13 protein-coding genes are annotated in these 20,007 nt (G+C 51.1%); 12 read left to right on the top strand and 1 reads right to left on the bottom strand.

All coding sequences use genetic code 11. The annotated features are described in order from the left end of the window. The first annotated feature begins 129 nt into the window (after positions 1-129). The 4 genes from hcp to ACTNDI_RS00530 all read left to right on the top strand — a co-directional run bounded on the left by hcp (position 130) and on the right by ACTNDI_RS00530 (position 6,505). The gene (hcp, locus tag ACTNDI_RS00545; RefSeq protein ID WP_441098810.1) at positions 130-1,773 is read left to right on the top strand and encodes a hydroxylamine reductase; all 1,644 of its coding nucleotides are present in this window, start codon (positions 130-132) and stop codon (positions 1,771-1,773) included. A 186-nt stretch (positions 1,774-1,959) separates the two neighbouring features. After that, positions 1,960-2,163 (top strand): hypothetical protein, encoded by a 204-nt coding sequence (locus ACTNDI_RS00540; RefSeq protein ID WP_441098809.1) that lies wholly within the window; start codon positions 1,960-1,962, stop codon positions 2,161-2,163. Positions 2,164-2,572: 409 nt separating this feature from the next. Then, entirely contained in the window at positions 2,573-3,865 is a 1,293-nt protein-coding gene (gene eno / locus ACTNDI_RS00535) for a phosphopyruvate hydratase (RefSeq protein ID WP_441098927.1), read from the top strand. Between the two features lie 660 nt (positions 3,866-4,525). Next, on the top strand, positions 4,526-6,505 hold the full coding sequence (locus ACTNDI_RS00530) for a glycoside hydrolase family 31 protein (protein ID WP_441098808.1): 1,980 nt from the start codon (positions 4,526-4,528) through the stop codon (positions 6,503-6,505). Between the two features lie 70 nt (positions 6,506-6,575). Here ACTNDI_RS00530 and aguB read toward each other — a convergent pair whose 3' ends face one another. Beyond that, complete coding sequence (gene aguB, locus ACTNDI_RS00525; protein WP_441098807.1) at positions 6,576-7,454, bottom strand: N-carbamoylputrescine amidase; 879 nt, start codon at positions 7,452-7,454, stop codon at positions 6,576-6,578. 388 nt (positions 7,455-7,842) lie between these two features. Between aguB and pepT the strand changes: the two genes are divergently transcribed. The 8 genes from pepT (at position 7,843) to ACTNDI_RS00485 (ending at position 20,007) form a co-directional block, all read left to right on the top strand. Next, positions 7,843-9,054, top strand: a complete 1,212-nt coding sequence (pepT, locus tag ACTNDI_RS00520) for a peptidase T (RefSeq protein WP_441098806.1) — start codon at positions 7,843-7,845, stop codon at positions 9,052-9,054. Between the two features lie 308 nt (positions 9,055-9,362). Continuing rightward, positions 9,363-10,388, top strand: a complete 1,026-nt coding sequence (locus tag ACTNDI_RS00515) for an SPFH domain-containing protein (RefSeq protein ID WP_441098805.1) — start codon at positions 9,363-9,365, stop codon at positions 10,386-10,388. 250 nt (positions 10,389-10,638) lie between these two features. Beyond that, entirely contained in the window at positions 10,639-10,833 is a 195-nt protein-coding gene (locus ACTNDI_RS00510) for a PTS ascorbate transporter subunit IIC (RefSeq protein ID WP_441098804.1), read from the top strand. A 245-nt stretch (positions 10,834-11,078) separates the two neighbouring features. Beyond that, positions 11,079-11,831: a LytR/AlgR family response regulator transcription factor gene (locus ACTNDI_RS00505; protein WP_441098803.1), complete on the top strand. Its 753-nt coding sequence runs from the start codon at positions 11,079-11,081 to the stop codon at positions 11,829-11,831. A 4-nt stretch (positions 11,832-11,835) separates the two neighbouring features. Then, on the top strand, positions 11,836-13,215 hold the full coding sequence (locus ACTNDI_RS00500) for a GHKL domain-containing protein (protein ID WP_441098802.1): 1,380 nt from the start codon (positions 11,836-11,838) through the stop codon (positions 13,213-13,215). A gap of 367 nt (positions 13,216-13,582) precedes the next feature. Further along, complete coding sequence (locus tag ACTNDI_RS00495) at positions 13,583-16,165, top strand: glycoside hydrolase family 2 TIM barrel-domain containing protein (protein WP_441098801.1); 2,583 nt, start codon at positions 13,583-13,585, stop codon at positions 16,163-16,165. Positions 16,166-16,507: 342 nt separating this feature from the next. After that, positions 16,508-19,627 carry a glycoside hydrolase family 3 C-terminal domain-containing protein gene (locus tag ACTNDI_RS00490; protein WP_441098800.1) on the top strand — a complete coding sequence of 1,040 codons (3,120 nt, stop codon included), beginning with the start codon at positions 16,508-16,510 and terminating at the stop codon, positions 19,625-19,627. Further along, positions 19,624-20,007, top strand: coding sequence for a hypothetical protein (locus tag ACTNDI_RS00485; protein ID WP_441098799.1), 384 nt, complete (start codon positions 19,624-19,626; stop codon positions 20,005-20,007). The genes ACTNDI_RS00490 and ACTNDI_RS00485 overlap by 4 nt, the downstream gene beginning before the upstream one ends.

Below are 20,007 nucleotides of genomic sequence, written 5' to 3'. Positions count from 1 at the left end.
ACTATACTGTCCACAGAAAGACAACAAGTGACTGCCGCTGTATTCCAGGCTGTACAAAGGTCTATGTAATCCGGGAGGCAGCAGAGGCAAAGGAAGAATGCCCTTTGGGGCGATAGAGGAGGTTTATTGATGGAAAACAAGATGTTCTGTTATCAGTGCCAGGAAACAGCGGGATGTAAGGGATGTACGATCTCCGGTGTCTGCGGAAAGAAACCCGAGGTTGCCCGTATGCAGGATCTGCTTGTGTATGTGACGAAAGGACTTTCGTGTGTGACAGCAAGGATGCGCGAGGAAGGGATTCCCGTGGAAAAGGATGTGAACCATATGGTTACAAGAAATCTTTTTATCACGATCACCAATGCAAACTTTGACAGGGAAGCGATTCGCAAAGCAGTTGAGGAAACGCTGGCAGTAAAGCAGGATCTTCTTGGAAAGCTCGAGAACAAAGAGGGACTTCCGGAAGCCGCATTCTGGAACGGCGCGGCGGATTCCTTTGACGCCAAGGCGGCAGAGGTTGGCGTACTTTCGACCAAGGATGAGGATATCCGCTCTCTTCGCGAGCTGATCACCTATGGGTTAAAAGGACTTTCGGCCTATTCCAAGCATGCAAATGCGCTGCTTCAGGACAATGAAGAAGTGGATGCGTTTATTCAGAAAGCACTTGCGAAGACTCTGGATGATTCTCTTGGAGTAAACGATCTGGTGTCTCTTACTCTGGAGACCGGTAAGTACGGTGTAGACGGTATGGCTCTTCTGGATAAGGCGAATACAGAGGCCTATGGGAATCCGGAAGTGACGCAGGTTGATATTGGTGTCCGTAAAAATCCGGGTATTCTGATCTCCGGTCATGACCTTCGCGATCTGGAAATGCTTCTGGAACAGACGAAAGGGACTGGTGTAGATGTCTATACACACTCCGAGATGCTTCCGGCACATTATTATCCGGCATTTAAGAAATATCCGCATTTCGCAGGAAATTACGGAAATGCATGGTGGAAACAGAAAGAGGAGTTTGAGAAGTTCAATGGTCCGATTCTGATGACGACCAACTGTGTGGTGCCTCCCGCAGAGAGCTATAAGGACCGCCTCTGGACGACCGGAGCGGCAGGATTCCCCGGCTGCAGACATATTGACGGCGCATATGGCGAGACCAAGGATTTCTCTGAAATTATTGCCCAGGCAAAGACATGTCCTGCTCCTACAGAGATCGAGACAGGAACCATTACCGGCGGATTTGCACATGAGCAGGTATTTGCGCTTGCGGACAAGGTTGTAGACGCGGTCAAGACCGGAGCCATCCGGAAGTTTGTTGTAATGGCAGGATGCGACGGAAGACACAAGACACGGGAGTACTATACAGAGTTTGCGAAGAGACTTCCGAAGGATGTGGTGATTCTGACAGCAGGATGCGCGAAGTATAAATATAACAAATTGGATCTTGGCGATATTGGCGGAATTCCGAGAGTTCTGGATGCGGGTCAGTGCAATGACTCCTATTCCCTGGCACTGATCGCCTTGAAACTCAAGGAAATATTCAAGCTGGATGATATCAATGACCTTCCGATCGTGTTCAATATCGCGTGGTATGAGCAAAAGGCCGTCATTGTACTCCTTGCGCTTCTGTACCTGGGTGTAAAGAATATCCATCTTGGACCGACGCTTCCGGCGTTCCTTTCTCCGAATGTGGCAAAGGTGCTGGTGGATAACTTTGGAATCGCGGGAATTGGAACTGTGGATGATGATCTGAAGCTTTTCTTTGGAGACGAGGCATAAATAAGGCGGAAGAGCTTTTCCATGACAAAGAGGATTCCTGCGCTTGTTAAAAGGTTCCTTGAGTTACAATATTGTCAGGTCGATGTCCGGAGATTTCCGGGTGTCGGCCTGGTTCAGTTTATCCTGCAATTTTTCCTTATTTGATTGTCGGCATTCAGGATATCGGAATAAATGAAATAAAAAAGAATGTATACCTGGCCGGTGATTCTGCGCAGCGGCGTCAATGCGAAGGGACAGACGGTTCATTATCTCCTTTATTACGCAGAAGATCCGCGGGTGGTACACAATCCTTATGGCACGGTGACAGATCTGCTCAGCGGCAGAAATTATGCCCCGGGAGAGAAAATCGAACTGAGGGATTGGGATGCAAAGGTGCTTGTGGAGAGTTGAAATTTGCAGAACGGATCAGGCAAAGACACCGGAAATCTTTGCCTGACCACCTGCAGCCGATTATGCAATTCCGCTGCTGAAATAAGATTGCGATTGACAACCAAATGCGGTTAGTGTACACTAATAATCGGTTAGACGTATATAACAAGCAAAAGGCTGATGATCCTGAATTTCTGCTGTTTGTCATGCTGCACAACAATAGAAGGGGCACCAGATGCCAGCTGGATAAAGCTATAGCAGGGCTGAAAACTATTGCAGAATAGAGAACTATTGCAGGATAGAGAGCTATAGCAGGGCAGAAAACTATTGCAGGATAGAACGCAATAACAGGATAAAAAGCCGTTTCAGGATTGAAAGCAACAGGAATGGTTACCGATTATGTCTCATGAAGATAGGAGGAGACGATATGCTGAAACATTTACAGATTGAAAAGGTGATTGGACGAGAGATCATAGATTCCAGAGGCAATCCCACGGTTGAAGCTGAGGTGATTCTGAATGACGGAACTGTCGGAAGAGGAGCCGCGCCCAGCGGAGCGTCTACCGGTGAATTTGAGGCGATTGAGCTTCGGGACGGAGACAAAGAACGATTTGGCGGAAAGGGCGTGTCTAAGGCCGTCAACAACATAAACACAATCATCAATGATGCAGTCAGAGGACTGGACCCGCAGGATGTATATGCGGTAGATAACGCGATGATCAGAGCGGACGGTACGCCAAACAAGGCGAAGCTGGGAGCAAACGCAATTCTTGCGGTATCCATCGCCAGCGCGAAGGCTGCGGCAGAATCTCTCGGAATTCCGCTTTTCCGCTTCCTTGGCGGCGCGAATGCCAACCGTCTTCCGGTTCCGATGATGAATATTCTGAACGGCGGGGCGCATGCGACGAATTCAGTGGACACTCAGGAGTTCATGATTATGCCGGTGGGAGCATCTTCCTTCCGCGAGGCACTTCGCTGGTGCACAGAGGTCTTCCATTCACTTCAGAAAATTCTCAAAGCGGAGGGGAACACCACCGCGGTCGGAGATGAGGGCGGTTTTGCGCCGAATCTGAAGGATGATGAGGACACCATCGAGCATATTCTTCAGGCGATCCGTGACGCAGGTTATCGTCCGGGCGAGGATTTTGTTCTTGCCATGGATGCGGCATCCTCTGAATGGAAGAGCGAGAAGGGGAAGGGATATTATCACCAGCCGAAGTCCGGCAGGGATTTCACGTCTGAGGAGTTGATTGCGCACTGGAAATCGCTGATCGAGAAGTATCCGATTTGGTCGATTGAGGACGGTCTGGACGAGGAGGACTGGGAAGGCTGGAAGAAGATGACGGATGAGCTGGGTGACAAGGTACAGCTGGTCGGCGATGATCTCTTCGTGACAAATACAGAGCGGCTTGAGAAGGGAATCCGGCTCGGCTGCGCAAATTCGGTTCTGATCAAGCTCAATCAGATCGGGTCCGTGTCTGAGACGCTTGAGGCGATCAAGATGGCACATAAGGCAGGGTACACGGCAATCACGTCCCACAGAAGCGGCGAGACAGAGGATACCACAATCGCCGATCTCGCCGTTGCGCTCAATACACGCCAGATCAAGACGGGAGCACCAAGCCGCAGTGAGCGTGTCGCGAAATACAACCAGCTTCTCCGGATCGAAGAGGAACTCGGCGAGTCTGCCGTATATCCCGGAAAAAAAGCATTTAACCGCTGAGAAAAAATCACAGAAATATAAGATCAATGACAGGCAGGAGCCGGTTCCGTTTATGGAACCGGCTTTTCTGAACTTATTTTACTCTATCATGAGGAAAGAAGATTAAAATGGGGCAGCTGAAGAAAGCTCTTAGGGCGAATTTCTAGGGATACGAGGTTATCCGCTAGCTGCTGCATGCGCCGTTTTATATAATGATCCGTATGCGGATGAAATCGGCAGAACCATCCGGTTTTCAGTCCTGTGTTCAGTGTGGACGATTACGAAAGATAAAATATATTATGAATTCTTCCACTCAAACAACTGATCTTCAAGAACTGGTGTGATATACTGTATAAGCTCTTCGAAAACGCAGACAAGATCGTCGCACGCGAAGCGCGCGTAAGAGACTGTCTGCGATTTCGAAGGCAACAGGTATGAGGATGAAGCGCGGAGGCGCGAAATCCTCATACCTGAAGGATTGCGGGAGTGCGAAGCACGGAGCAATCCGTAGCTTATACAGTATGTTATCGTATGGCCGTATCCTATATAAGCTCTTCGAAAACGCAGACAAGCCGCCTGTCGCGAAGCGCGCGTAAGAGACTGTATGCGATTTCGAAGGCAACAGGTATGAGGATGAAGCGCGAAGGCATTGAGCAATTTATACAGTGTGAAGGAGACACCATGATCAGACATTATATAATCGGAGAACCGATCGAGACAGATTCTGTTGTGCTGAATATACCGGTTGAGACAGGAGAAATTCCAGGTTTTGTTCTGGATCCCGGTGCGAAGACGATTCGTCATCGAATGGACAGCGAGGATGTTATTTACGGACTCGGAGAAACTGTTCGCGGGATGAACAAGAGGAACTGGCTGTACATCAGCAACAACACCGATGACTATATGCATACGGAGGGAAAGCATTCCCTTTATGCCTCCCAGAATTTTATCCTTGTTTTTTCTCCTCGGGCTTCTTTCGGACTCTATGTCGATACGCCGGGAAGAGTGACGTTTGATCTGGGATATACGGATCCGGATGTGCTGGAGATCCGTCTGGATGATTTTGACGCGAATCTCTACCTGGTCCAGGATTCGACGCTCCCCGGAATTGCGCATGAATTCCGGCAGCTGGTGGGCAGAAGCTACATCCCGCCGAAATGGGCCTTCGGATTCGGGCAGAGCCGGTGGAGTTACCGCACGGAGAAAGAAGTGGAGGAGGTTGCTGACCGCTATCAGAAGGAAGGCATTCCGCTTGACAGTATCTATCTCGACATCGATTACATGGATCACTACAAGGACTTCACGGTTGATGAGCAGGCTTTTCCGGATTTCACGGATTTCTGCGCGGAGATGAAGAAAAGGGGAATCCATCTGGTGCCGATCATCGATGCGGGTGTGAAGATGGAGGATGGCTATGATATCTGTGAGGAGGGGAGAAAAGGCGGTTACTTCGTCAAGGATGAAGACGGAAACGATCTGGTGGCCGCGGTCTGGCCTGGGAAGGCACATTTTCCGGACTTTATGAAGCCGGAGACGCGGAAATGGTTCGGGGAGCATTACCGTTTTCTGCTGGATCAGGGCGTGGACGGGTTCTGGAATGACATGAATGAGCCTGCGATATTCTACACGGAGAAGCATCTGAACGAGGTGTTCCGGCGGATCGACGAACTGAAGGGGGAGAATCTGGATATAGAATCCTTTTCTGAGCTGACGTCTCTGGTCGGAGGCCTGTCGAACAATCCGGAGGATTACCGGAGCTTTTATCACACATACATGGGAAAAACCTATCGCCATGACAAGCTTCATAACCTGTACGGTTATCTGATGACGAGGGCTGCCGGAGAAGCGTTCCGGACGCTTTGCCCGGATCGGAGGATCCTGCTGTTTTCACGGTCATCCTACATCGGGATGCATCGCTATGGAGGTGTCTGGACCGGGGACAACAGAAGCTGGTGGGAGCATCTGCTTCTCGGCATGCAGCAGATGGCGGGCCTGAATCTGTGCGGCTTTCTGTATTCCGGATCGGATATGGGAGGCTTCGGTGACGACGCAACGGAGGATCTGATGATGCGGTGGCTGGAAATGGCTCTTTTTACACCACTGTACCGCAATCACAATGCGAAGGGAAACCGCTTTCAGGAGCTCAGCGCGTTTGCGCATCCGGAGCGCTTCCGCCCGATCATCGAACTCAGATATGCTTTGCTTCCTTATATTTACAGTGAGTTTATGAAGGCAGCGCTCCGCGACGGCATGTACATGATGCCGCTCGCCTTCCAGTGGCCGGACGACAGAAGAGCAGTGGAGACGGAGGATCAGCTGCTCGTCGGGGAGAGCGTGATGATCGCGCCGGTGTATCGGCAGAACGCTTCCGGCCGTTATGTCTATCTGCCGGAGGATATGATGCTTCTGCGTATGAGAAGCTGGAACGATTACGATGAGATTCAGCTTTCAGAGGGCGATCACTATGTGAAGGCAGAGCTCGGGGAAGTGCTGATTTTCATCCGAAAGGGACATGTGCTTCCGCTCTGCCATCCGGCAGCAAATACGGCAGCGCTCGATTACAGCACGATCCGTTACATCTGCAATGGGGGATGCCCGGAGGATTACGAGTTATATAACGATGATGGAATTACTCCCGTGAAAGATCCCTTTCGGGCGTGACCTTCTGCTTTTTCGATGTGAATCTCCGGATGGGTGAAGCTGTCCGGAAATGAACAAGAAAATGATTGTGTTAACGCTCATCCTTTCCGGTTTCTCCCATGGTAAGGAGTTCTCCGTACATTTCGGGCCGGCGGTCGCGGAAGACACCCCATTCGCGGCGCATGGAAGCGACGGCGTCCAGATCGAACTGTGCCGTCACGAAGGTCTCACTTTCCCGGTCCGCAGAAGCCACAATCTCTCCGTCCGGTCCCGCGATAAAGGAGGAACCGTAGAAGGTGATGTTTGTGTAATCCTGTTCCTCATAGCCCACCCGGTTTGAGGCCACAAGCGGCATGATGTTGGCGGCGGCGTGACCCTGCATGCAGTTTCTCCAGTGAGGCATGGAGTCAATGCCGAGATCCGGTTCGCTTCCGATGGCAGTCGGGTAGAGCAGGATTTCAGCGCCCATCAGTGCCATGCAGCGGGCGGCCTCCGGGAACCACTGGTCCCAGCAGATGCCGACACCTATCTTTCCGAATTGGGTGTCCCATACCCGGAATCCGGTGTCTCCCGGAGCGAAATAAAACTTCTCCGCATAGGGAACACCGTCCGGAATATGTGTCTTGCGGTATTTTCCGAGAATAGTCCCGTCTGCGTCAATCATCGCGACGCAGTTGAATGCCAGATTCCCGGCATCCTCATAGAAGCATATGGGGAGCACAACATGCAGTTCTCTTGCAACACTCTGAAAGCGCTTTACTGCCGTGTTGTCTTCCATTTTCGTGGCAAGGTGAAGATATTCATACTTATGTGTCTTGCAGAAATAGGGGCGTTCAAAAAGCTCCTGAAGCAGAATGACATTTGCCCCGGCCGCAGCGGCATCCCGTACAATCTTTTCCGCCTTGTCCAGTGTTTCCTCTTCGTTCCATGAGCAGGCGAACTGTGTCGCCGCAAGAGTTACCTTTCGCATTGCGAAATCTCCTTTCAGCAGAATTTTAATTATAGAATGGTTTTGTGTGACAGACAGAAAAAGGCATCAGTTCGCGTACGGAACTGATACCTCTTTGTATCCTTCGCAATTTGTAACGATTCAGCAACCATTATCCAGGCGAAAAAAACCGCTTGTCAAAGGCCGCCGCAATGATTATAGCAACTTTACTACTGAATAAGGATACCACCGTGAGAAGCTCGGGAATATACTTATTTTCTTCCATACAGAAATCCATTGATTTTTAAAGACATTGAACCGTGGGCTTCTGTTTATTAATGCTGTATTTGGCGGACTGGCGCTGAAAGCTCGTTTACAGTATTATTATAGAGACATTGCTTTATGATCAACAGAAAGGTAGGGAATCAGCTTGGCAGCAAACAAAGATTTCATTCATCGTTTTCTCAATTACGTTCAGATCGATACGCAGTCCGATGAGGATGCGACAGATCAGCCGACAACTGCAAAGCAGAGGGCTCTCGCAGAGCTTCTTGAAAAAGAACTGCAAAGTCTGGGTGCCCGGACGGATTACGACCGGGAACATTGCTACGTTTATGCAGCTATTGCTTCGCATGGGAGTGGTTTTGAATCCATGCCGCCACTGGGATTCATTGCTCATCTCGATACGTCGCCGGAGGTGAGCGGAAGCGGCGTGAAGCCGAGAATCATCAGGAATTACCAGGGCGGGGACGCATTATTAAAAGAAGAGGATTTTCCGGAGCTTACGAGACATCGCGGGGAGGATCTTATAGCATCAGACGGGACGACACTGTTAGGTGCGGACGACAAGGCGGGAATCGCGGAGATCATGAACCTCGTGCAGTATTTTCATGATCATCCGGAGGAACCGCACCGGGCGGTACGCATTGCGTTTACGCCGGACGAGGAAACAGGACGCGGCACAGAGCATTTTGACACGGAGCGCTTCGGGGCAAAAGAGGCATATACCGTAGACGGCGGGACCTTCGGTGTCATCGAATATGAGTGCTTCAATGCGGCGGAAGCACGGGTTATCATCCATGGCAAGAATGTCCACCCGGGAAGTGCGAAAAACCAGATGAAAAATGCCTGCCTGATCGCGATGGAATTTGCTTCGATGCTCCCGCCGGCTGAAACACCGGAGCACACAGAGGGATATGAGGGATTTTACCATCTCGACCGGGTGGAGGGCGGTGTCGAACAGACAAACCTTCAGTACATCATCCGGGACCATGACCGGAAACGGTTCGAGGCACGAAAGAAAACGATTCACTCAATTGCGGCGTACCTGAATCAAAAATACGGTGAGGGAACTGTTGACGCGTCGATCCGGGACCAGTATTACAATATGGCCGAGGTTATGAAGGATCATATGGATCTGGTCGGGCGTGTGCAGAAAGTTCTGTCGGACATGGGAGAAGTGTGTGTCACAAGCCCGATTCGTGGCGGTACAGACGGCGCAGCACTGTGTTTCCGGGGCATTCCATGTCCGAATCTGTGCACAGGAGGGTATAACTATCACAGCCGGTTCGAATATGCGAGCGTGCAGGAGATGGAGAAGACCGCGGAGATGCTGATCCGAATCGCACAGCTGCGGCAATGATGGGAAAAGCATTTCCATACGATATCGGGTTTCAAGACAGGCAGAATGCTGTTTTCAAAAGGAAATTATATGCCGGATTAAGGGGCTGCCGCATTTGCGAACAACCCCTGTTCTCTTCTTCCGGACAAATATCATCCAGACTGCCCGCTGCCGGTATGGAGGATGCTTCCGCCTCCGCAGGTTATTGTTGGTGCTGTCATGTATTGACATTTTTACAATATATGATATCATTATGATATCAAATAAATATCGTCTTCGGGCCGCGATTGCCCGGAAGCCTTTTTTAGGGGGCGGAAAGGAAAAACGTTATGGAAGAGAAGCAATTGGTGAAGAAGAACAATGGGATGCCTGTTTTGCTGCTACTGGTTGCACTGTATGTGGCGTCTGTTTTTCTGTTTGTGACGGGAATCAAGCTTGGAACGGAGGATTCTCTGTTTCTTCCGGCCTTCCTTCCGGCGATTCTGTGGTGGGGACTTGGATGGATCTTCTGCATGGGATTGAAGGTTGTCAAGCCGCAGGAAGCGCTTGTGCTGACGCTTTTTGGCAAGTATATCGGGACGATCAAGACGGATGGATTTTACTATGTGAATCCTTTCTGCTCGTCAGTAAATCCAGCCGCGAAGACAAGGCTGGGACAGAGCGGAGATGTGAATGAGAACGCTTCGGCCCATGGGATTCAGCTGTCGCTTTCTTCCGTGAACAAGACAGAGGAGCCGGCGAACTGGAAGATTTCTCTGAAAGCGATGACCCTGAATAATGCGAAGCAGAAAGTCAACGACGTACTTGGCAACCCGGTGGAGATCGGCGTGGCAGTGATCTGGAGAGTCAGTGACACAGCGAAGGCAGTTTTCAATGTCGATAATTATAAGGAATATCTGTCGCTCCAGGTAGATGCGGCGGTGCGGGATATCGTGAAGATTTACCCGTATGATGTGGCACCGAATATCGATACGACCGGTGACGGACAGGCTGACGACGGAAGTCTTCGCGGGTCTACGACGGTTGTGGCGGACAGAATCCGCGATCTGATTCAGAAAAAGGTGGAAAATGCCGGACTTGTGATTGAAGAAGCGAGAATCACGTATCTGGCTTATGCTCCCGAGATCGCCGCGGTGATGCTTCAGAGACAGCAGGCTTCCGCAGTGATTGACGCGAGAAAGATGATCGTGGACGGTGCGGTCGGTATGGTTGAGATGGCACTGGAGCGGCTGAAGGAAAACGGCGTGGTGGATCTCGACGAGGAACGGAAGGCGGCAATGGTGTCGAACCTGCTGGTGGTTCTGTGCGGCAACCATGACGCACAGCCCGTTGTGAATTCGGGAAGCCTGTACTGAAACTGAATGATGAATGCGGCGGCGCTGCCATTCCGGGTTAGTATGGTCTGGCGAAGGCCGCCGCTTCCTTTTGAGACGTGCTGAGAGGTTTTTTACGATAGTTTCGTATAAGGCTGACCATAACCGTGCTGCGCGAACAAACCGTTTCCACCCGCAGGTGGAAAACCTGCCAGCCCAAAAACCAGGATATATTTCTGAAGGGTGTGAGCAAACAGTTTCCGGATATGGTAGACAGAAAGCAGGTGAGCAGATGGCGAAGAAGCAGGTACCGCTTCGATTGAATGAAAAATTGTATGACGCGATCGCAGCCTGGGCGGAGGATGATTTTCGTTCGGTGAACGGGCAGATCGAGTATCTTTTGACGGAATGCGTAAAGCAGAGAAAAAAGGACGGGAAGTATGTGTCGGAGCATCTCGATGAACCGCCGGAGCTGGACATCCGGTAAATGACCATGCTATCTGCAACGCTATATACGTACGGGATAGGTGTCTGCGGCTACCCGCTGCTTTACCGCTTCCGTGTGTACTGCATGGAGGCTGTGAAGCAGCGGGTTCGGGAAGGCAGGAATTTTACAGCCTGACGAGGACAATTGTGCGTTAAAGGGATGTAAAATCAGGCAGAATGCGATAGGATGATTGCAGGGTTGGAGTTCATGATCTGCAAGCATCCTTTTGACAGGTATGTCAGCGGATGAAAAATGTATGCGTGATTTTGTCGGGAGAGGATGAGGAGATGCTTCGAATTGCGATTGTTGAGGATGATGAGAATTACCGCCGGGAGTTCCGCGGATATCTGGAACAGTACGGAAGAGAGCATGGCGAAGTTTTTTCCATCCGGGAATTCTCCGATGGAGACGGAATTCTGAATCCGTATACACCGGATTACGATATTATTCTGATGGATATTGAGATGGCATTTGTCGACGGGATGACGGCGGCGCAGGAGATCCGCAAGTCGGATACGGAGGTCTGCATCATTTTTATTACCAATATGCCTCAGTACGCGATCAAGGGCTATACGGTCGGCGCACTGGATTATATTCTGAAGCCGGTTTCCTACTATTCCTTTTCGGAGACCATTACACGTGCACTGGGAAGAAGGAAGACAATCCAGAATAAGTACGTGATTTTGAGTGTCAAGGGCGGGATGCGGCGGATTTCCACTTCTTCCATCCGTTACATTGAAGTCATGAACCATGAACTGATTTTTCATCTGGTTTCAGAAGAGATAACCTCAAGAGGCGCGCTGAAGGAGGTGGAAAAGGAACTATCCGGCGAGTATTTCTTTCAGTGTAACAAGGGCTTTCTGATTAATCTGGCTTATGTAGACGGTATCGTCGGGAATGATGTTCAGATCGGGGAGGACCGTCTGCAGGTGAGCCGGTCCAGGAAAAAGCCTTTGATGGATGCTTTGAATCAGTACATGGCGGAGACAGGGAGGTAACGGGATGGATGTATACGGGCTCCTGTTTCGTACTGCTTCCGGAAATGTCCTGCCGGATCTTAAGGACACACCGGGAATTTATTATGCAATCACCTATATGATTGCTTTTGCAATCATCAGTCATTACCGGCCGGCCCGGAGAAAGGGCTGGAAGGGGAATCTGATTTTTCTGGGAATGGGAGGATTTCTCATTTTTTACATGACGGTGACGAAGAATCCCCCTCTTCCGTTATTCCTTCCGGTTGTAATGGGTACCATTGTTCAGATTTTTCTCGGCTTTTACTGGCTGACAGAGATGAACTGGAAGAATTGTCTCTTTGATACACTTCGCGCCTTTATTCTGGGAGAGTTTGCGGCTTCTCTGGAATGGCAGCTTTATTATTTCGGTTTGACAGAATTAAGGGTTGCCTTGAATCCGCTGACAAATCTGATCTTTATGCTGCCGACCTATGCCGGTGTATTCGTTCTGGCTGCCGCGCTGGAGAGGAAATATGACAGCCGGTCCGGAAGGTATGAACAGCTGGAATTACATGGACATGCACTTCTTGGGGAGATATTGATCATCGGCGCGGTGTATTTCATGAGTGATATCAGCTTTGTTCTCCAGAGGGCACCTTTTACCGCACGATATACATCGGAAATTCTGCTGCTTCGAACCGTTGTGGATTTTGCCGGGGTTGTTGTTCTTTATTTTTATTCCATTGTGCTGCACCAGGCACAGGAGCAGATGGAACTGCAGACCATGCAGAATATTCTTCAGCTTCAATATTCCAATTATCAGACCTCGCGGGAGAGTGTGGATCTTGTCAATCAGAAATATCATGATCTCAAGCATCAGATCGCAATTCTGAGGGACGGCATCAATTCTGAGGAAAAAGTACGGTATCTTGACAAGATGGAGGAGGAGATCAAGCTGTACGAGGCGCAGAATAAGACCGGCAACGAGGTCCTGGATACGATCCTGACCAGCAAGGCCATGGCTTGTCAGAGATATCATGTGGAATTTACCGTTGTGGCGGACGGCGCGGCGCTGAGCTTTATGTCGATCATGGACATCAGCTCCCTGTTCGGAAATGCCCTGGATAATGCCATCGAGGCGGCAAAGCAGATACCGGACAGGAAAGAGAGACTGATTCATCTGACGATTGCGAGGCAGAAGAACTTTGTCAATATCACGCTGCTCAACCGCTTCAGCGGTGCGGTCAGTTTTCGAAACGGCCTTCCGGTGACAACCAAACAGAACCACGCTTACCACGGATTCGGAGTCAAGAGTATGCGCTCCACGGTGGAGAAATACGGAGGTTCACTGACGGTTAGCGCGAAGGATGGATGGTTCAGTCTTCACATCCTTCTGCCGGGCACACAGAGCCGCAGGGAAATCTGACCGACAGGAACGAGGCGTGACCGGAGGAGAGTGCGGCTGACATGTGGACCGCGCCGGGAGTATCACGGGAAGTGAAAACAGACAGATGACGCAAAAAAATGAACCATTTGCGTCATTTGTCTTTTTTTATCCTTTTTTGTGGTAGGCTTGAAAATGTGAGATAAGGGTTTCCGCATGACAAGGCTGTCTGGAGAGGATGATTCCTGGGACAGCCGAAGTGAAAACAGAGGCGGAAGTCGGGAATACAGAACGAGATAAAACACGCTGCGCGAGTTTTATCTCGCTATCGCGACGCTCGCCGCACACGAATACTTCGCATTCGGCTGCGGCTCACTGTTCGCGTAAATAAAAATTCAGGAGGCAGATCATGATCCGATACGATTTTAACAATGACTGGACGGTAAAACATCTGGGAAGCAGCGAAGAAGGGATAAAGGTCCGGCTCCCATATGACGCCATGCTTCGCGAGAAAAGATCCGGGGAGAGCGCGGGAATGCTTAATGTCGGCTGGTTTGCCGGAGGCGATTATGAATATGTTCATCGCTTCGAAGTGCCAGCGTCTTTTGAAGGAAGAAACGTGTTCCTCCTGTTTGAGGGAATCTACCGGAATGCTGAGATCTTCGTAAACGGATGCAAGGCGGTGTCGCGTCCGTACGGCTACACGCAGATCCAGACAGAAATATCAGCTTATCTGCATTATGGCGCCTCAAATGAAGTGCGGGTTGTGGCACATAATGCGGATCAGCCGAACAGCCGCTGGTACAGCGGCAGCGGAATTTACCGGCCGGTATGGATGTATGTCGGAGAGTCCGATTATATTCCGTTATATGGCCTGAAGGTTCGCACGGTGTCAGTGTGTGATTACAACAGCGAGCATACCTGCGGAAAAGCGCAGGTTGAGGTCCGTGTGCGGACCAGTGCCGCTGGTATGGTCAGTCTGCAAATGACGGATCCGGACGGAAAAAAAGCTGCATATGCAGAAGAGCAGTCCGCTGTGGTTTCTCCTGATGAAGAAGCTGTGTGTGGGGCTTCCGATGAAGCGGAAGAGTCAACGGCAGGAATTCACACAGAGAAAGACAGAAGGGCTGCGGAACATTTTGAGGCAGTATTCCACATTTCAATCGACCGGGCACGACTCTGGAATCCGGGGCGCCCGGAGCTTTACCGGTGCCGCGCAAGGTTTGCGGATGACACCAGTGAGGTGACCTTTGGAGTCCGCGAGCTTTCCTGGGACGCAGAGCACGGTATGCAGATGAATGGAAAACGGCTGCTTCTGAAGGGCTGCTGCATTCATTCTGACAATCAGCTGCTGGGCGCGGAAACTTATCCGGAAGCCGAAGAGCGGAGAGTAAGGATTCTGATGGAAAACGGCTACAACGCCATTCGCAGCGCGCACAATCCGTCTTCGGAATATCTGCTTGAGGCATGCGACAGGCTGGGAATGCTGATGATGGATGAATATGTGGACTGCTGGTATATCCACAAGACGCGATTTGATTATGCCGGAGAGATGACAAAATGGTATCGCGCAGATCTGCGTGATATGGTGGATAAAGATTACTGCCATCCGTCTGTAATTCTCTATTCTACAGGAAACGAGGTGGCGGAAACCGGCGAGAAGAGAGGCATTGCGCTGACCCGGGATATGACGGAATATCTTCACAGACTGGACGGCTCCCGCCCGGTCACCTGCGGCGTCAATATCTTCTTTAATCTGATGTATGCGATGGGCTTCGGCGTGTACAGCGATGAGAAGGCGGCAAAAGAGGCGGCCGCCGCAGAAAAGGCAGCAGAGCAGGGAAAGGAACGGAAGAAAAAGAAGACGGTCGGCAGCGAGTTCTACAATCAGATGGCGGGCCTTCTCGGTGACAAGACGATGAAGCTCGGCGCAACGCTTCACGGCTGCGATGTCAAGACGAGGGATGCGTTTGCCGCGATGGATGTTGCCGGCTACAATTACGGCATTTACCGCTACCGGCACGACCTGAAGAAGTATCCGGACCGGCTGATTCTCGGAAGTGAGACCTTCTGCAACGATGCGCATGATTTTATGAATCTGGCGAAAAAGAACCCGCGTATCGTCGGTGATTTTGTGTGGGCAGGCATGGATTACCTCGGCGAGGCGGGAATCGGTTCCTGGGAATACGAGGATTACGCACCCAAGGACGCGGATCCGGCGGGATGGATTTCCGCGGGAAGCGGCAGAGTGGACCTTACGGGAAAAGCAATCGGCGAGGCCAGCTGGACCCGGGTCGCCCTCGAGCAGGAGACCGGCCCGTTTATCGCCGTAAAGCCGGTCTATCAGAACGGCAGGCATACCCCCTCTGCATGGAAGATGTCGGATGCCATCGAAAGCTGGTCCTGGAGAGGCTGCACCGGAAAGAAGGCAGAGATCGAGGTGTACGCCAGGGCGGAGCGTGTGGAGCTTTTTCTGAACGACAGAAAGGTCGGAGCCGCAAGACTGCACGGGAACTGCATTGCCAGATTCAAGGTTCCGTATGAGGACGGAGTGCTTCGCGCCGTTGCCTATAACGGTGATGACAACCGCATCGGAACCTGCCGGTTGGAAAGCGCAAAGGAGGAAACGACTCTTCAGGTGATACCGGAAGCTGCCATGGAGCGGATTTCCGGCTGCGATACTCCGGATCTGACGGGAAAACGGCTCACCGCACAGGCCGGAAGGCTCTGCTATTTCCGCATTCGTTACACCGACAGGGACGGCATCTGGAAGCCGATGGAAAAGCACAGAGTGCATATCGAGGTGGAAAACGGGGAACTTAAGGCACTTGGGAATGCCTGCCCCTACAATCCGGAAGGGTATCTGCAGGATACAGTTTCCACGTATTACGGAGAAGCACTCGCGATTGTACGCGCCGGTGAGAGCGGCACACTGAGGCTGACCTGCAGAGATGAAGAGAGAAGCCGGGACCTGGAGATGGAAATCGTGTAAAAAGCCGAAGTGACGTGCAGGCGGCACAAACGCCGCGACAGGCAGACGAAGCCGGTCACATGCAGACCTGCTCCGTGCTGCGCAGTCCTGCATTTTTACTTACGCGAACAGTGAGCCGCAGCCGAATGCGAAGTATTCGTGTGCGGCGAGCGTCGCGATAGCGAGATAAAACTCGCACAGCGTGTTTTATCTCGTTCAACAGGTACGTGCGTTTTTGTACCGATTATGCTAAAAAATGAACCGTTCGCGCTAAAAAAGGATTTGGTTCCGTTTCTTCTTTATAATGAGAAGCATGGAACACAAATCCGCGCGGACGTTTTTTTATGTACAGGGAGGTAGAGAATGAAAAGGAAAAAATCAGCCAGAGCATGGCGGGGACTTACCGGCGTGTCGGCGACCGTAATGGCAATTCTGGTTGCCGGTTCAACCGTTGCAAACGCAAATGCAGCCTTTATCAATACGAGACTGGGAACCGCCAGTCAGAAGATGGTCGATTCTTCTACAGAAGACAGCATGTACTATGACTCCGAATTTTCATCGCTGGAGGATATGTACAATGCGAAGGTAAAGCTGGCCGAGGAGATCGCCGGCGAGGGAACTGTACTTTTCAAAAATGACAATGCGGCACTTCCGCTTGCAAAGAATGAAAAGATTACGCTCTGGGGCATGAATTCACATTATCCGACGCTGGGCGGCATGATTGGATCCTCAACAGCATCCGACACAAAGAACGGGCAGGTTCCGGTGGACCTGGAGCAGGCGTTCACCCAGAAGGGCTTCACGCTGAATCAGAACTTCATTGACCTGTATTCGAGCAAAGAGGCGTCTGAGTACATGAGAACCGGTTTCGGACAGCCCGGGCACGGCCTGATGCCGGCATTCACACCGACCTATGAGACACCGGCGGCTTATCCGGTCGGAGAGATTCCGGCCGATCTCTATACGGAGGATACGCTGAGCAGCGCCGATGATACGACGGCAGTTGTCGTGATCTCGAGAGACTCTTCCGAGGCTGCAGACTATGAGCCGGGGATGAAGAATGCCACAAAGGGCGACTCTTTTGAGCGTCCGCTTGCTCTGTCAGATTATGAGAAGTCCATGATAGATCTCGCAAAGAAGCACAGCACAAAGGTTGTAGTTCTTCTGAATGCGGACAATCCGATGGAAATTGATTCGCTGAAGAAGGATCCGGATATTGATTCGATCGTATGGGCGGGAGAACCCGGAATGTACGGATTCCTCGGAGTTGTAGATGCTCTGGACGGAGATGCAAATCCATCCGGAAAAATTACAGATACCTATGCGGTGAATTCGGTTTCCTCTCCTGCAATGCAGAATTTCGGGGTTTATACCTATACGAATGCATCCAACAACGGCGGCACGCTGACCGAGGACAATAAGGCAGACTGGTTCGCGGTTGAGACCGAGGGAATCTACGACGGCTATAAGTATTATGAAACCCGTTATGAGGATCAGATGCTCGGTCAGGGCAATGCGGATGATAAGGCGGGGTCTTCTACCGGAGATGCCTGGGATTATCAGAATGAGGTTTCATACCCCTTCGGATATGGACTGTCTTACACGACCTTTGAACAGAAACTGAACAGCGTGGACGTATCTCTGGGAGATCAGGGAAGCGCCTCCGTTACCGTTACCAATACCGGAAAGACTGCCGGCAAGGACGTGGTGGAACTCTATGTACAGACACCATACACAGAGGGAGGCCTGGAAAAATCAGCGATTCAGCTGGTCGGCTTTGCGAAGACGTCCGAGCTCGCGCCGGGGGCGTCGGAGGATGTGACAGTTTCCTTTGATCCGCAGTACATGGCGTCCTATGACGAAACCGCAAAGGACGGAAATGGCGCGTGGGTTCTGGATGCCGGGGATTATTATTTCTCCATCGGAAACGGGGCACATGAGGCGCTGAATAACGTGCTGGCGAAAAAGACAGGCTCCACCGGCAAGCTGGAGATGACGACGGATGATGAGAAGGCAAACCCGGACAATGCAATCGTCTGGAATCTTGACAAGCAGGATATCGATACCTATTCCAAAAACGTATCCAACCAGCTTCAGGACGCAGACATTAACAAGCAGATTCCGGACACGGCAGAGTATTCTACCAGAGCAGACTGGACAAAGGGATGGAAGACCGTGGATTCTCTGACACCGACCGATGAGATGATGATCGGACTGACAAACAGCAAATATGAGCTTACCGAGAACGGTGACGGCGAGAGCTGGGGAGAGGACAGCGGTCTGAAGCTTATCGATATGGTTACGATTAAGGATGGAAAAATTACCGGCGTAACCGACATTAATGATGAAAAATGGGATAAGCTGGTATCTGAGATCACGCTGGATGAGGCAATCCAGTTTATCGAAAAGGGTGGAGATGACAATGAGAATATTGATTCCATTCTCCTTCCAAGATCCGATCAGAACGACGGTCCTCTCGGCTTCACCTATGACCAGGTAGCCGGATATTATATTCGCTGGGACAAGAACAGCGACACCAACCACCCGACTTATACGACAGCGGAAGATAAAGACGGCACCTACGCGGATAATGTCATGCCGACAGAACCGGTTGTGGCTGCCACCTTTAATCAGGAGCTGGTTCACCGGGAAGGTGAGCTTCTTGGAGAGGGTGGCCTGTGGTCCAATGTTGCAGGAATCATTGCTCCAGGAATCAATCTTCACCGTGTGCCGTACAACGCGAGAAACCATGAGTATTATTCAGAGGATTCCGTGCTGACAGGAACTCTTGCGGTAAGCCTGTGCACAGGAATTCAGTCCAAGGGTATGTATGCGGAGCCGAAGCATCTGGCCGCAAACCATCAGGAAACAAACCGGTCCGGCATGTCTGTATTTTCCAATGAGCAGGGCATGCGCGAGAACGAGCTCAGAGGATTCCAGATGGTGCTGTCCACCAACAGTGCCGGAAATGTAATGACATCCTTTAACCGTCTGGGAACGGTTTTCGCAGGTGCAAACGAGAATCTGCTGATCAATATTCTGCGAAATGAGTGGGGATATGAAGGCGCGGTCGTAACCGATATGATCAATGGCGCCGATTACATGAACTGGAGGGATATCACCTTTGCAGGCGGCGGAAACTGCCTGACAACTTCTGCTTACGACACATCGAAAATCGGCACCATGGCAGCTTCAAAGGCACTCATCGCTAAGGATACTGCTTTCCAGAAGATGATGAAGACCAATATCAAGTACTGGCTGCACACACTGGCGGGAAGCCTCGTGATGAACGGAATTACGCACACCACCGTGCTGAAGCATGTAACTCCGTGGTGGCAGGCGGCGATCTATGGAGGAATTGCCCTGTTCGCGGCGCTGACGGTTCTCTTCGCCGTACTCTATGTTACCAAAGAACGCAAGCTCAAGGCTGTTCAGATCGTGGATGCATCCGGAGCAGACGCAGATGAGGAGGTAAAAAAATGAAAAACAGAGCAGCAGGATTTTACCTGACACTGGCTGCCGCCATCCTGGCGGTAGCATCCATCATCATGTATACACGCGCCATGTACAAGACGCCGACGGTATTTGTCACTCTGGCAGCAGTAGTGGTGATCGAGGCTGTGACAATCATTCTGAACCGGAGGGGGCTGAACAGCTGGCTTCCGCTGGTCGGAGCAGTGCTGATGGGTTTTGCGGCCGGATATTCGTTTAAGCCGATGGTCAATCAGATCGGCTATGTGATTGCCGGGCTGGATCAGATCGACACACTGATTCCGTTCATCATTTTTGCAGGAATTGCGATCGTCGGAATGCTGCTTTACCTGATTGCGGGGTTTTTGAAACAACAGAAGGATGAAAGATGA

It is taken from the genome of Bilifractor sp. HCP3S3_D3, from assembly GCF_052063915.1.
Lineage (GTDB): Bacteria > Bacillota > Clostridia > Lachnospirales > Lachnospiraceae > Bilifractor.
Note: the sequence above shows the minus strand (reverse complement) of the source record. Positions and strands in the feature narration are given on the sequence as shown.

Coding starts and splice junctions, on each gene's coding strand:
- hcp (WP_441098810.1), top strand. CDS start 130: ATGGAAAACAAGATGTTCTGTTATCAGTGCCAGGAAACAGCGGGATGT.
- ACTNDI_RS00540 (WP_441098809.1), top strand. CDS start 1,960: ATGTATACCTGGCCGGTGATTCTGCGCAGCGGCGTCAATGCGAAGGGA.
- ACTNDI_RS00530 (WP_441098808.1), top strand. CDS start 4,526: ATGATCAGACATTATATAATCGGAGAACCGATCGAGACAGATTCTGTT.
- aguB (WP_441098807.1), bottom strand. CDS start 7,454: ATGCGAAAGGTAACTCTTGCGGCGACACAGTTCGCCTGCTCATGGAAC.
- ACTNDI_RS00515 (WP_441098805.1), top strand. CDS start 9,363: ATGGAAGAGAAGCAATTGGTGAAGAAGAACAATGGGATGCCTGTTTTG.
- ACTNDI_RS00510 (WP_441098804.1), top strand. CDS start 10,639: ATGGCGAAGAAGCAGGTACCGCTTCGATTGAATGAAAAATTGTATGAC.
- ACTNDI_RS00505 (WP_441098803.1), top strand. CDS start 11,079: ATGAAAAATGTATGCGTGATTTTGTCGGGAGAGGATGAGGAGATGCTT.
- ACTNDI_RS00500 (WP_441098802.1), top strand. CDS start 11,836: ATGGATGTATACGGGCTCCTGTTTCGTACTGCTTCCGGAAATGTCCTG.
- ACTNDI_RS00495 (WP_441098801.1), top strand. CDS start 13,583: ATGATCCGATACGATTTTAACAATGACTGGACGGTAAAACATCTGGGA.
- ACTNDI_RS00490 (WP_441098800.1), top strand. CDS start 16,508: ATGAAAAGGAAAAAATCAGCCAGAGCATGGCGGGGACTTACCGGCGTG.
- ACTNDI_RS00485 (WP_441098799.1), top strand. CDS start 19,624: ATGAAAAACAGAGCAGCAGGATTTTACCTGACACTGGCTGCCGCCATC.